Genomic DNA, 13,999 nt, shown 5'->3' on the forward strand with positions numbered 1-13,999 from the left:
CCACGGCCGGGCCCCGCGTTGTCGTACCCGCCTGACAGACTTGGCCGTATGCGCATTGTGGTTCTGGCAGGCGGTATCGGCGGAGCCCGGTTCCTGCGCGGTCTGAAGAAGGCCGTACAGGGCACGGGGGTCACGGACATCACCGTCATCGGCAACACCGGGGACGACATCCACCTCTTCGGGCTGAAGGTCTGTCCCGACCTCGACACGGTGATGTACACCCTGGGCGACGGCATCGACGAGGAGCAGGGCTGGGGGCGCTCGCAGGAGACGTTCCACGTCAAGGAGGAGCTGGCGGCGTACGGCGTGGGGCCCGGCTGGTTCGGGCTCGGCGACCGGGACTTCGCCACCCACATCGTGCGGACGCAGATGCTGTCCGCGGGGTACCCGCTCAGCGCGGTCACCGAGGCCCTGTGCGAGCGGTGGCAGCCCGGGGTACGGCTCATCCCCATGTCGGACGACCGTATCGAGACCCATGTCGCGATCACCGTCCCCGAGGGCGAGCCCGGCGCGGGTGAGCGCAAGGCGGTCCACTTCCAGGAGTACTGGGTGCGGCTGCGCGCCTCCGTGGACGCGCACGCCGTCGTCCCGGTCGGCGCCGACCGGGCCAAGCCCGCGCCGGGCGTGCTCGACGCGCTGGCGAGCGCCGACGTCGTGCTGTTCCCGCCGTCGAACCCGGTCGTCAGCATCGGCACGATCCTCGCGGTGCCCGGCATCCGCGAGGCCATCGCGGACGCGGGCGTCCCCGTGGTGGGCCTGTCCCCCATCGTCGGGGACGCGCCCGTGCGCGGGATGGCCGACAAGGTCCTGACCGCCGTCGGCGTCGAGACCACCGCCGCGGCGGTCGCGGAGCACTACGGCTCCGGTCTGCTGGACGGCTGGCTGGTCGACACCGTGGACGAGGGCTCCGTCGCGCGCGTGGAGGCCGCCGGTATCCGCTGCCGCGCGGTCCCCCTGCTGATGACGGACATCGACGCCACCGCGCGGATGGCGCGCGAGGCGCTGGCACTGGCGGAAGAGGTCCGCGCGTGAGCACCGCACAGCCGCGGGACGGCTTCCGGGTGTGGGCGGTGCCCGGCATCGGCGAGGTGACCGCCGGGGACGACCTGGCGAAGCTGATCGCCGCCGCCGAGCCCGCGTTGGCCGACGGCGATGTCGTCCTGGTCACCTCGAAGATCGTCTCCAAGGCGGAGGGCCGGGTGCTCGACGCCGCCGACCGCGAGAGCGCCATAGACGCGGAGACCGTACGCGTGATCGCGCGCCGCGGCCCGCTGCGGATCGTCGAGAACCGGCAGGGCCTGGTGATGGCCGCCGCCGGGGTCGACGCGTCGAACACCCCCGCCGGGACGGTGCTGCTGCTGCCCGAGGACTCCGACGCGTCCGCGCGGGCCGTCCGGGACGGGCTGCGGGACCTCCTCGGGGTCACCGTGGGCGTCCTCGTCACCGACACCGCCGGGCGCCCCTGGCGCAACGGCCTCACCGACATCGCCATCGGCGCGGCGGGCGTCCAGGTGCTGGACGATCTGCGGGGCGGCACCGACAGCCACGGCAATCCGCTGAGCGCCACCGTCGTCGCCACCGCCGACGAACTCGCCGCCGCCGGTGACCTCGTCAAGGGCAAGACCGCGGGACTGCCCGTCGCCGTGGTGCGGGGGCTGCCGCACACCGTGACCGGCGCCGACGTCACCGGTCCGGGACCGGACGCCCGGGAACTGATCCGTCCCGCGTACGACGACATGTTCCGGCTGGGGACCTCCGAAGCGGTCCGCGAGGCCGTCACCCAGCGGCGCACCATCCGCGCGTTCACCGACGAGCCCGTCGACCCCGGAGCGGTACGCCGCGCGGTCGCCGCCGCCGTCACCGCGCCCGCGCCGCACCACACCACGCCCTGGCGGTTCGTGCTGCTGGAGAGCGCCGCGTCCCGTACCGCGCTGCTCGACGCCATGCGGGACGCCTGGATCGCGGATCTGCGGGCGGACGGCAAGCCGGAGGAGTCCATCGCCAAACGGGTCCGCCGGGGCGACGTCCTGCGCAACGCGCCCTATCTGGTGGTGCCCTGCCTGGTGACCGACGGCGCGCACCACTACGGGCACGCCCGGCGGGACGCGGCCGAGCGGGAGATGTTCGTCGTCGCCATGGGCGCCGGGGTGCAGAACCTCCTCGTCGCGCTGGCCGGTGAGCGGCTGGGCTCCGCGTGGGTGTCGTCCACGATGTTCTGCCGCGAGGTCGTCCGGGAGGTCCTCGGGCTGCCCGCCGACTGGGACCCCATGGGCGCGGTCGCCGTGGGGCACCCCGCCGAGGAGCCCCGGCCACGGCCCGCGCGGGAGGCCGACGCGTTCATCGACGTACGGTGAAGGGGCGGGCGCCGCGGCGTACCCACGCGCGCGGGGCCCCTCCCGGCCGGCCCGCGGCCCCTGACCCCCGGATACGGATCTGACCCCATGGCTGGACGGTACGCACCGCGACCGACGCGCACGACCGTGCGCGGCGGGCACCCCGGCGTACCCGCACCTGTCGCCGGGTCGGGCCCCCGCCGGAACGCGGACGACACGGGACGTACCCGGGTGTGGGCGCCGCCCGGACCGGTCGATCCGGGACTCGTGCTCGGGCCGCTGCGGCGCGGGCCCGGTGACCCCACGTTCCGCGCGATGCCCGACGGGTCCGTGTGGCGGGCCTGCCGGACGCCCGCCGGACCGGGCACCCTGCGGGTGGCCCCGCGGGACGGGGACGTCGAGGGCATCGCGTGGGGGCCCGGCGGTGAGTGGCTGCTGGACCGGCTGCCGGAGCTGCTGGGCGGGGCGGACCGGCCCGACGAGTTCGTGCCCCGGCACCGGGTCGTCGCGCACACCTGGCGGCGGCGGCCCGGACTGCGGCTGACCCGGACCGGGCTGGTCATGGAGTCGCTGATCCCGTCCGTGCTGGAGCAGAAGGTCACCGCCGACGAGGCGTACCGGGCGTGGCGGCGGCTGGTCCGCAGGTTCGGGGAGGTCGCGCCCGGGCCCGCGGCGGACGGGCGGCGGGTGCCGTCGCTGCATGTGATGCCCCGCGCGCGGGACTGGGTACTGGTGCCGTCCTGGGAGTGGCACCGCGCCGGGGTCGACGACAAGCGGGCCGCGACCGTGCTGCGGGCCGTGCGGGTGGCCGGGCGGCTGGAGCAGGCCTCCGGGCTGGCGCCCGAGGCCGCGCGGGCCCGGCTGGAGCTCGTCGCGGGGGTCGGGCCCTGGACCTCGGCGGAGGTCGTGCAGCGCAGTCATGGGGCGGCGGACTGTGTGACGGTCGGGGACCTGCACCTTCCCGGGGTCGTGGGGTACGCCCTCGCGGGGGACCGGGACGTGGACGACGACGGCATGCTGGAGCTGTTGGCGCCTTACGCCGGGCAGCGGCACAGGGCCTGTCGGCTGATCCTGCTGTCCGGGGTGGCCCCGGCCCGGCGCCACCCGAAGATGCCCCGCACCGACATCGGCCTCCTCTGACCCCTCCGGTCCGGCGGGTCGCCTTCGCTTGCGCTTCCGAGGTTTCCTGTGCGGGTCGCCTTCGCTGGCGCTTCTGGGGTTCCACACCTGGACGTACTTGTTCCCGTGCGGGTACGTCCGGGGGTGCGCAGTTCCCCGCGCCCCTGGATGCTGCCCCCGGGTCCGTTGTCCGTCGGGTGCGGGGCCGTCCTCGTTTTGCGCAGTTCCCCGCGCCCCTTAGGTCGCGCCCCTTGCGGTTCCCGTTCGGGTGCGGGTGGTTCTTGGTTGCTCGCGCAGTTCCCCGCGGGTCGCCTTCGCTGGCGCTTCTGGGGTTCCCCACCTGGACGTACCTGCTTCCTGTGCGGGTACGTCCGGGGGTGCGCAGTTCCCCGCGCCCCTGGATGCTGCCCCATTGCGGTCGCTCTTCGGGTGCGGGGCCGTCCTCGTATTGCGCAGTTCCCCGCGCCCCTTGGGTTGCGCCCCTTGCGGTTCCCGTTCGGGTGCGGGTGGTCCTTGGTTGCTCGCGCAGTTCCCCGCGGGTCGCCTTCACTGGCGCTTCTGGGGTTCCCCACCTGGACGTACCTGCTTCCAGTGCGGGTACGTCCGGGGGTGCGCAGTTCCCCGCGCCCCTGGGGGGTGCCCCATTGCGGTCGCTCTTCGGGTGCGGGTCTGCTCTCGTCTTTTGCGCAGTTCCCCGCGCCCCTATGGGGGCGCCCCATCATGTTGTCCGTCGTCTGCGGAACCACCCTCCTCGCGGAGTCGCATGGCTACGGGAGGGGGTGGGCGGGAATCTCTGCCCGCAGACTCCGATGCTCTTCAGTCGGGTACGGGTACGTCGTACCGAGCGCGTTGGAGCGAGGACGGAGAATCCCGACCGGCACCGACCCGAAGAACAGACAGGACGCGCCCCAAAGGGGCGCGGGGAACTGCGCACCCACCGAGCGACCCGCACAGGGACAAGTACGCCCACCCGGACAGACCGAGAACAGGCCCGCACCCGAGGAGCGACAGCAAGCGGCAACCGCTACGGGCTACCGGTCAGGGGAGAAGCGGAGGGCGCCCGCCGGGAGCGCCGCGCCGCACCAGACCCGGGCCCCGTCCCGCAACTCGTTGTCGGCACCGACCCGCGCGTCGTCCCCCACCACCGTGTCCCGCAGCGTCGTCCGCGCCCCGATCCGCGCCCGCGCCCCGATCATCGAGTCGGTGATCACCGTCCCCGGCGCGATGACGGCCCCGGACAGCACCGTACTGCCGGTGATCCGCGCCCCCGCGCCCACCCGCGCCCCGTGCCCGATCACTGTCCCGCCGCTCAGCTTCGCGTCCGACGCGACCTGCGCCGTGGGCAGCACCAGCCGGTCCCCGCAGCGGCCGGGCACCGCCGGGGACGGCACCCGCCCGAGGACCAGGTCCGCGGAACCCCGTACGAACGCCGCCGGGGTGCCGAGGTCCAGCCAGTACGTCGAGTCGACCATGCCCTGGAGATGGGCGCCGGACGACAGCAGGCCGGGAAACGTCTCGCGCTCCACGGAGACCGGGCGCCCGGCCGGGATGGTGTCGATGACCGACCGGCGGAAGACGTACGCCCCCGCGTTGATCTGGTCGGTGACGATCTCCTCGGGGGTCTGCGGCTTCTCCAGGAACGCGGTCACCCGGCCCGTCGGGTCCGTGGGCACGAGCCCGTACGCCCGCGGGTCCGCGACCTTCGTGAGGTGCAGGGAGATGTCCGCGCCGCTCGTCCCGTGCGCGGCGATCAGCGCGCGGATGTCGAGCCCGGTGAGGATGTCGCCGTTGAAGACGACAACCGGGTCGTCGGGCCCGGCGGCCAGCCGGGAGGCGGCGTTGCGGATGGCCCCGCCGGTGCCGAGCGGCTCGCGTTCGGTGACGTACTCCAGCCGCAGCCCCAGCGCGGAGCCGTCGCCGAAGTACGGCTCGAAGACCTCCGCGAGGTAGGACGTGGCGAGCACGATGTGGTCGATGCCCGCGGCCCTCGCCCTGGCCAGCTGGTGGGTCAGGAACGGCACCCCGGCCGCGGGGACCATCGGCTTGGGGGTGTTGACCGTGAGCGGACGGAGTCTGGTGCCCTTGCCACCGACCAGGAGAATCGCTTCTGTCACCTGTCTCGTCCCTGCCTTCTGCCGGGGCCGGCCGGACTCGTCTCCGGCCGGCCGGTGTGTGCGGACCGCTCGCCCGGCAGACGCGGTCAGGGGCCTGACGGTTGCGTGATCAGCGTCCTTGCAGTCGGGCCGAGGTACTGCGGGCGGTGCCGAGCTTGCTGTAGAGGCGGGCTCCCGGGCACGCCGTGTTGAAGCCGTCACGGTGCCCGGAGATCACATGGAGCCGAACCTTCTTTCCCTTTCGGTACAGATTGCCACCGCCCGACGTCAGATATGTCTTGCCCCTCGGATTGGCTCCGTACAGCCCCAGCTTCCAGGCCGTGAGCTTGGCGATCGCCTTGACGGCGGCGGAGGGCACCTTGGTCCGTCCGTAGGAGCCGAGCACCGCGATGCCCATGGTCTTCGCGTTGAAGCCGAGGGTGTGGGCCCCGAGGACCGCCTTGGTCACCCCCCCGGCCCGCCCTTCGTAGACGGTGCCGCACTTGTCGATGAGGAAGTTGTAGCCGAGGTCCCGCCAGCCGCTGCTCCGCACGTGGTAGCGGTAGATACCGCGGATGACCGAAGGCGACTGGGAGCAGCGGTAGTTGTTGCCGGTGGCGCTGTGGTGGACGAAGGCCGCCTTGACGGACGTGGTGTACACGAAGCCCCGGTCCCGCAGGCCCTCGTCGGCGCCCCACTTCTTCCGGCTGACGATCCCGGGGCGGGGGCCGATGTAGCGCTTGGCGGGGGCGGCCACGCGGGCGCGGGGCGGCTCGGCGGCCACGGCCCGGGTCGCGGCGCCGACCCTGGATGCGGCACCGGCCCGGGGCGCGGGGTCGGACTCGGAATCGACCCCGGACCCGGACTCGGACCCTGGTTCGGGGCCCGGGTCGACCAGTTCCAGGCGCAGGCCCCGGGGCAGCGCGGCGGCGCGGTCGCGGCCGGGGGACGTACGGCCGGGGTGGGTGCGGTCGCCGGACGGGTGGCCGGTGACCCTGGCCTCCACCCCGTCCGAGTCGCCGACCCACAGCGGGGCGGTGGCGCCCCGGACGCGGCCGGGACGGGCCTCGTCGGAACCGGGGTCGGCGCCGTGGTCGCCCTGGTGGACGTCGAGGTCCTGCCAGCCGGACCAGTCGGCGGTGCCGGTGGCGCGGGTACGGACCTGCACCCGGCCGTCGAGCTGCGCCGCGGCGTCCTCCCAGACCACGCCGACCAGGGAGAAGGGGCGGACACCGCGCGGGGCGAGACCCTGCTCCGGGGTGCCGGGCGGCCGCACCCGGTCGGCGGGGCGGGGAGCGAGCGCGAGGGACTGGGTGCCGCCCGGCGGTACGGGAGGAGAAGGGGCGGCAGGGCGGGCCGGGGTCGCGGGACGGGCCGGTGCGGCGGGGGCGGCGGGGGTGTCCGGTGGGGCGGGGTCCGGGTGCGGCGCGGACCGCGCCGCGGCGGGCAGGGCGAGCGGGAGGGCCAGTGCGATCGCGCAGGTGACGCCGACCGAGGAAGCTAGGAATCCACGCATACGCCTCATCTTTGACATAAGCACTCTTATCTGTCCATCGGAGAACTGACGAACCGTCTGCCCGCGACCGCTTGTCCACCCGCGCGGGTCGGCCCGTTCCCCCGCCCGGACCTGTGGCCGCTCCCCCGGGCGGACGCGTCCCCCCTCCGGGGCGCGTAGCCTGTCGCGCGTGAACGCCTCCGATCGCACCCCCGCCGACCTGCTGCGATCCGCGCTTGCCGCGGACCCGTCCCGACCGCTGGTGACCTTCTACGACGACGCGACCGGGGAACGGGTCGAATTGTCGGTGGCCACCTTCGCCAATTGGGTGGCCAAGACCGCGAACCTGCTCCAGGGCGAGCTGAACGTGGAGCCCGGCGACCGGGTCGCGCTGCTGCTGCCCGCCCACTGGCAGACCGCGGTGTGGCTGCTGGCCTGCTCGTCCGTGGGAGCGGTCGCCGATGTCGGCGGCGCGGCGGGCCGCGCCGACGCCGTGGTGGCCGGTCCGGACGCGCTGGACGCGGCCCGCGCGTGCGGCGGCGAACGGGTGGCGCTGGCGCTGCGCCCGCTGGGCGGCAGATTCCCGGTGGCCCCCGAGGGGTTCGCCGACTACGCGGTCGAGGTGCCCTCACAGGGTGACCGGTTCACCCCCTTCGCCCCAGTCGACCCGGACGAGGCGGCGCTGATCGTGGCGGGAGCGGAGTACTCCGGCGCGGAGGTCGTGGCGCGGGCGGTGGCGGACGCGGAGCGGCTCGGGATCGTCGGCCCCGGCGCCCGGGTGATGTCGCTGCTCGGGTACGACACCTGGGACGGGCTCGCGGCGGGACTGTACGGGCCGCTGGCCGCCGGGGGTTCCGTGGTGCTGTGCCGCAACTCCGGGGATCTCGACGACGACGCGCTGGCGAAGCGCGTCGAGACCGAACATGTGACGGCCACGGCCCGCTGACCCCGTACCGCCCGGACCACGACGACCCGCCACGCCCCTCCGGCAGCGCCGCGCCCCGACCACGCCACATCCACGACCCGCCACGCCCGCCGCACCCGTCCGGTAGCGCCACGACCGGCCGCCCCGTCCGGCACCGCCGCGACCCCGCCGACCCCGTACCGTCCAGCACCACCGCGACCGCCACCGCCCCACCGGCCACGTCCCGTACCGCCACGACCAGCCGGTCACGGCACTGAGTGCCGACGGGTGCGGCGGGGTGGATCTCAGGGGCCGGCCGGGTCCGGGGCCGGGCCCGGCCGACCCGTGGCGCCGTCCGTCCCAGATGTCCCAGCCGTCGCGCGAGCGCGAGTGTGCCACGGCCACATCCGGACAGCCTGGGAGCAAACACACATGCGGGAACCGGATCAACGGCCGAAGAAATGCTCCATATTGCCCGGTTGTATGGACGTGGAATGTGTCACCGTCCTCGCTGTGCGCCCAACTGGGCGGATAGTGTGAGCGATCCCGGTGCGGGCGGCCGTCGCATGGTCGTGCACTGAGTGACTGATCCACTGCGTGCCTTCGAGGGGGGAAGGCGCTGCGCTGGGCCCTTACGGAGGACGCATACAACCGTGGACGCGCAAGGCCATGGGCGGGGGGACGACATCGACCCCGCAGACCAGTGGGTACTGAATCCAGAGACCGGTGACTACGAGCTTCGGCTCGACAGTTCCCCGGAGCAGTCGAGTGTGCCGACCCCGCGTCGGGCTCCCCGGCCGGGGGCCGCACGCGCGCCCGGGCCCCGGCAGCCCTCCGACCCCGCGGGCCGCCGTGCGTCCAGGGGCGAGCGCCCCGGGCAGCCGGGGTCCCGCTCCCGTTCCTCCGCGCCGTCCCGTGACGAGTCCGGCACCCGTGATCTTCCCGGTCAGCGCAGGCGCCGGGCCGCGCCGCCGGAGCCGCCGGACCGCCGCCGGGGCAAGGCGGCGCGCAAGAGGCCGCCGAAGAAGTCCCGGGGCAAGCGGGTGCTGATCTGGGGCAGTGGCGCGCTCGCCGTGGTCCTGGTCGGCGCGGGCACCTCCGCGTATCTGTATCTGGAGCATCTGAACAGCAACATCAAGACCACCGATGTCGGCAGCGCGGGCGCCAAGGGGTTCAGCAAGGACAAGGCCGTGAACATCCTGGTGATCGGCACCGACAAGCGGACCGGTGAGGGGAACGGCGGCTACGGCGACAAGAACAGCGCCGGTCACGCCGACACGACCTTGCTGCTGCATGTGTCCAAGGACCGCTCGAACGCGACGGTCATGAGCATCCCCCGGGACCTCATCACGGACATCCCCGACTGCCCGACGAAGCAGTCGGACGGCTCCACCAAGGTGGTTCCCGGTTCGGTCCAGGTGCGTTTCAACACCAGCCTCGGCCAGGGCGGCCGGGACGCGGGCTGTGCGATGCGGACGGTCACGGAGCTGACCGGGGTGCAGGTCGACCACTTCATGCTGGCCGACTTCGACGCGGTGAAGACGCTGACGAGCGCGGTGGGCGGCGTCGAGGTCTGTGTCGCCAAGGACATCGACGACCCCAAGTCGCATCTGAAGCTCTCCGCGGGCAAGCACACCATCGAGGGCGAGCAGGCGCTCGCGTTCGTCCGCACCCGCGACAGCTTCGGCAACCGCAGCGACCTCGACCGCATCCAGGTGCAGCAGCAGTTCCTCGGTTCGCTGATGCGCAAGCTGAAGTCCGACTCGACGCTGTCCAGCCCGACCAAGATGCTCGACCTCGCCGAGGCGGCGACGAAGGCGCTGGAGGTCGACACGGGGATCGGCAGCATCAACAAGCTCAAGGACGTGGGGCTGGAGATGAAGAAGGTGAACCCGAAGAACATCACCTTCACCACGCTCCCCGTCGAGGACAACCCGGCCGAGGAGGTGCCGACGACCGTCGTCGTCGAACCCGTCAAGGCCGAACCGCTGTTCGCGATGATCCGCGACGATGTGTCGCTGACCGAGGTCAAGCAGCAGGAGAAGGCCGACGCGAAGAAGGCGAAGGCCGCCCAGGCGAAACTCCTCGAAGGGCCGAAGTCCGACCCCGCCGAGGTCCGGGTGAACGTCTACAACGGCGGCGCCCCCGCGGGCTCCGCTCAGGAAACTCTCACCTGGCTCCAGAACAATGAGGGCGTGCTCAAGTCCACCCAGCTCGGCAACGCACCGGCCGAGGTCGCCAAGACCCAGCTCGCCTACGCCCCTGACCAGGCCGATCAGGCCCGCAGGCTGGCGGAGGTCATGGGTCTGCCCGCGTCCGCGATGAAGCCGGGCGAGAGCGAGGAGAACGCGCAGGGCCTGCCCGCGATCGTGCTGACGCTCGGCAAGGACTTCAAGGGCGCGGGGGTACCGGTCAACGCTCCGACGAAGGCGCCGGAGGGCATCCAGAAGGTCGAAGCGGACAAGGCGGTCTGCTCGGAGTAACCCTTTGCGTGTCCCGGGCGTCTAACGGGGCAACTTGAGTACTTCGGCGGTGTGCTGGGAGGGGTTGCTGATGGGGCGAAGTGGGATGCGCGGGGAGGATTCCCGGCCACCCGTCCGTCGTAGCGGCCCGCCCGCCCCGAGCGGCACGGACCTCGCGGACGAGGAGGACGGCGGCGCCGGGAACGACGGTACGGGTGTCCCCGCGGCGGCGGACACCGCTACGGACGGGGCGCGGGCGGGCGCCCGGGACTCCGGGACCACCGGCGGCAGCGCCGCCGCGCTCGCGGCGCAGGAGACCCCGCCCGGCCGGACCCGCACCGCGGCCACCCGCACTCCCCCGGGCCGTACGAGGACCAAGGACCGCACCCGTCCGGGGGAGCGCTCCCGACCGGCCCCCGCCGGACGCGGGGGTCCCGGCGGCGGCGGACGCGGCGGGGCCGGTGGACCCGGCGGGCGTGTCCCGCGCCGCAGACGGCGGATACTGCGCTGGTCGGCGATGGTGCTCGCGTTCGTCATACTCGGCACGGCCGGCGCCGGGTACCTCTACTACCGCCATCTGAACGGCAACATCAAAAAGGGCGAGCTCAACATCGGTGAGCACAAGGCGCCCAGGCCCACCCCGAACGCGGCGGGCCAGACCCCGCTGAACATCCTGGTCATCGGCTCGGACAGCCGGAACACCAAGGAGAACCTGAAGCTCGGCGGCTCCACCGACAGTGTCGGCGCGGCCCCGCTGGCCGATGTGCAGATGCTGATCCACCTCTCGGCGGACCGCAGCAACATGTCGGTGGTCAGCATGCCCCGTGACACGCTCATCGAGATCCCCAAGTGCACCGACCCCGACACCGGCAAGGTGTACCCGGCGAGCAGCGGGCGGCTGATGACCAATCAGTCGCTGGGCCGCGGTGGCGCGGGCTGCACCGTCGCGACCTGGGAGAAGCTCACCGACGTCCACATCAACCACTTCGTGCAGGTCGACTTCGCGGGGGTGGTCTCGATGGCCGACGCGATCGGCGGGGTGCCGGTGTGCGTGGACCGCGACATCTACTCCCACACGAACGACGACAAGGGCTCCGGCCTCAAGCTCCCCAAGGGCACCCACTCCGTCAAGGGCGAACAGGCCCTCCAGTGGCTGCGCACCCGGTACGGGTTCGGGGACGGCAGCGACATAGGGCGGGCCAAGGCCCAGCACATGTACATGAGCTCGATGGTGCGGGAGATGCGGGAGAACGCGACGCTCAGCAACCCCGGCAAGCTGCGGGGTCTCGCGGAGACCGCGACCCGTTCGCTCACCGTCGACCGGGGGCTCGACACCGTGATGAAGCTGTACGACCTCGGCAACGAGCTGCGCAAGGTCCCGCCGGACCGGATCACCATGACGACCATGCCGTTCGACTACCTCGGTGCGCGGGTGGTGCCCAAGCCGGGGGACGCGGAGCAGTTGTTCCGGCTGATACGGGACGATGTCGCGCTCGACGGCAAGGACAAGAAGAAGCGGGCCGCGGCGCCGAAGAAGTCCGCGGACGCGGCGGCGGACGACGCGGAGATCCCCGTACAGGTCGTCAACGGGACCCGGACGGACGTGCTCGCGCCGGCCCGGGGGCGGGCGTCCACCGTCGCGCAGCTCCTCGTGGGCAAGGGGCTGGCCCACGCCGTGGCCGACACCCAGGCCGCGGTGACCGAGGCGCGGACGGTGATCTCGTACCCCAGTGTGGATCTGGAGGGGGACGCGCGGCGGGTGGCCGAGCTGATGGGGATTCCGCTGTCCGCGGTGAAGCGGTCGACGGATGTCTCCGGGGTGACACTCGTCGTCGGGGCGGACTGGCGTGAGGGCGCGGCGTACGGCGGGGGTTCGGGTTCGCCCGAGGACGAGGGGACGCCGGAGTCGGCGGACCTCCTGAACGGGGCGGACGAGGACGCCTGCATGGAGGTCAACCCCGCGTTTACGTACTGACCTCGGGGCATCGCCTTCGCTTGCGCTTCCCAGGTCTGTCCGGCGGGACGCACTTCGTTCCTGTGCCGTCGCTCGTGGGCTTCGCGCAGTTCCCCGCGCCCCTTTGGGGCGCGTTCTGTCGGTTCTTCGGGTCGGTGCCGGTCGGGATTCTCCGTCCTCGATCCGACACGCTCGGTACGACGTGTCGTTACCCGACTGAAGAGCATCGGAGTCTGCGGGCAGAGATTCCCGCCCACCCCCTCCCGCAGCCCTGCGTCTGCGCGAGGAGGGGGCTTCCGCACCCGAAGGACTACGGGAACGGGGCGCCCCCAAAGGGGCGCGGGGAACTGCGCAAAAGACGAGGGCGGACCCGCACCCGAAGAGCGACCGCAAGGGGGCAGCATCCAGGGGCGCGGGGAACTGCGCACCCACGAACGACCCGCACGGGAACAAGTACGCCCAGGTGGGGAACCCCAGAGGCCCGAGCGAAGGCGACCCGCGGGGACAAGTGCGTCCAGCCGAGGAACCTCAGCGGCGCGAGCGAAGGCGACTCGCGATGACCCGTTTGGCCAGCGCACGCGGACTCGTGAGGAAGCCCCAGCCCCACGACATGTGCATCGTCGCCAGCGCCACAGGAATCCGCACCCGCGCCCCCAGCGGCATCCCCCGCCCCGCGGGCAGCGACCCCGCGGCTATCGCCGCGACGTACCCCCCGGGCACGACGAACGCCAGCGGGGTGACGGCCACCCCCAGCACCAGACCCGCGGCGATCGCGCAGACCGCGACCGGCGGCGCGAGGTAGCGCGGGTTGATGGAGCCCTGGTGGTAGCGGGCGACGACGTGCCGCCAACGCCCGTAGTCCTTGTACTGCTTGGCCAGCGCACGGACACTGGGCCGCGGCCGGTAGGACACCCGCAGCTCGGGCGAGAACCAGATCAGCCCGCCCGCCTCACGGATACGGAAGTTCAGCTCCCAGTCCTGGGCCCGGATGAACTCCTCGTTGTACCCGCCCTGTTGTTCGAGGGCCTCGCGCCGGAACACCCCGAGGTACACCGTCTCGGCGGGCCCGGCCTGTCCGCCGGTGTGGAACGCCGCGTTGCCGACGCCGATCCGGGAGGTCATCGCCGCGGCGACCGCGTGCTCCCAGTCGTTCTCGCCCTCGGCGTGCATGATCCCGCCGACGTTCTGCGCGCCGGTCTCCTCCAGCAGCCGTACGGCCGTGGCGATGTAGTCGGGCGACAGCATCCCGTGCCCGTCGACCCGGACAACGATCGGATGCCGGGACGCCTTGATCGCGGCGTTCAGCGCGGCGGGGGTACGGCCCGTCGGGTTCGGCACGGTGTGCACGCGCGGGTCCTCGCGGACCAGTTCGGCGGCGATCTCGTCGGTGCGGTCCGTGGACGGGCCGATCGCGATCACCACCTCCATCTCGCCCGCGTACTCCTGGGCGAGGATCGCGTGGACGGCACCGCGCAGATGACGTTCCTCGTTGAGGACCGGCATGATCACGGAGACGGGGGGAAGCTTCGGGGCGGGCGTCGCGTTCATCGCCGCTCACGTTACCGCGAACGGGGGACACGGTCGCGCGCCGTCCGGCCGGTCACGCGGGCAGCATTTCCTATGGACGTACCGTCGTCCA

Annotated in this window: 9 protein-coding genes; 6 read left to right on the plus strand and 3 right to left on the minus strand. The window is 72.9% G+C overall.

Annotated elements, in window-relative coordinates:
* Positions 1-48 precede the first annotated feature (48 nt).
* The 3 genes from cofD to AB852_RS26580 all read left to right on the plus strand — a co-directional run bounded on the left by cofD (position 49) and on the right by AB852_RS26580 (position 3,473).
* Positions 49-1,032 carry a 2-phospho-L-lactate transferase gene (cofD, locus tag AB852_RS26570; RefSeq protein ID WP_073792758.1) on the plus strand — a complete coding sequence of 328 codons (984 nt, stop codon included), beginning with the start codon at positions 49-51 and terminating at the stop codon, positions 1,030-1,032.
* Positions 1,029-2,354: a coenzyme F420-0:L-glutamate ligase gene (locus AB852_RS26575; RefSeq protein ID WP_073792759.1), complete on the plus strand. Its 1,326-nt coding sequence runs from the start codon at positions 1,029-1,031 to the stop codon at positions 2,352-2,354. Before cofD ends, AB852_RS26575 begins: the two co-directional genes overlap by 4 nt.
* Positions 2,355-2,441: 87 nt before the next feature.
* Positions 2,442-3,473: a DNA-3-methyladenine glycosylase family protein gene (locus AB852_RS26580; protein WP_073792760.1), complete on the plus strand. Its 1,032-nt coding sequence runs from the start codon at positions 2,442-2,444 to the stop codon at positions 3,471-3,473.
* Positions 3,474-4,483: 1,010 nt separating this feature from the next.
* Here AB852_RS26580 and manB read toward each other — a convergent pair.
* Together manB and AB852_RS26590 are read right to left on the minus strand one after the other, a co-directional pair.
* The gene (gene manB / locus AB852_RS26585) at positions 4,484-5,566 is read right to left on the minus strand and encodes a mannose-1-phosphate guanylyltransferase (protein WP_073792761.1); all 1,083 of its coding nucleotides are present in this window, start codon (positions 5,564-5,566) and stop codon (positions 4,484-4,486) included.
* A 109-nt stretch (positions 5,567-5,675) separates the two neighbouring features.
* A complete protein-coding gene (locus tag AB852_RS26590) occupies positions 5,676-7,061 on the minus strand; it encodes a peptidoglycan recognition protein family protein (protein WP_073792762.1) in 1,386 nt (461 codons plus the stop codon).
* A gap of 169 nt (positions 7,062-7,230) precedes the next feature.
* On the opposite strand from AB852_RS26590, the gene AB852_RS26595 reads away from it, so the two are divergent.
* From AB852_RS26595 to AB852_RS26605, 3 genes are all read left to right on the plus strand, one after another.
* Positions 7,231-7,986: a TIGR03089 family protein gene (locus AB852_RS26595; protein ID WP_073792763.1), complete on the plus strand. Its 756-nt coding sequence runs from the start codon at positions 7,231-7,233 to the stop codon at positions 7,984-7,986.
* 611 nt (positions 7,987-8,597) lie between these two features.
* Complete coding sequence (locus tag AB852_RS26600) at positions 8,598-10,427, plus strand: LCP family glycopolymer transferase (protein ID WP_073792764.1); 1,830 nt, start codon at positions 8,598-8,600, stop codon at positions 10,425-10,427.
* Positions 10,428-10,497: 70 nt separating this feature from the next.
* Positions 10,498-12,381: an LCP family protein gene (locus tag AB852_RS26605; RefSeq protein ID WP_245876933.1), complete on the plus strand. Its 1,884-nt coding sequence runs from the start codon at positions 10,498-10,500 to the stop codon at positions 12,379-12,381.
* 507 nt (positions 12,382-12,888) lie between these two features.
* Here the strand turns inward: AB852_RS26605 and AB852_RS26610 are convergent.
* A complete protein-coding gene (locus AB852_RS26610) occupies positions 12,889-13,908 on the minus strand; it encodes a glycosyltransferase family 2 protein (RefSeq protein ID WP_073792765.1) in 1,020 nt (339 codons plus the stop codon).
* Positions 13,909-13,999 lie beyond the last annotated feature (91 nt).

Origin of the sequence: Streptomyces uncialis (genome assembly GCF_001905345.1) — a bacterium.
GTDB lineage: Bacteria > Actinomycetota > Actinomycetes > Streptomycetales > Streptomycetaceae > Streptomyces > Streptomyces uncialis.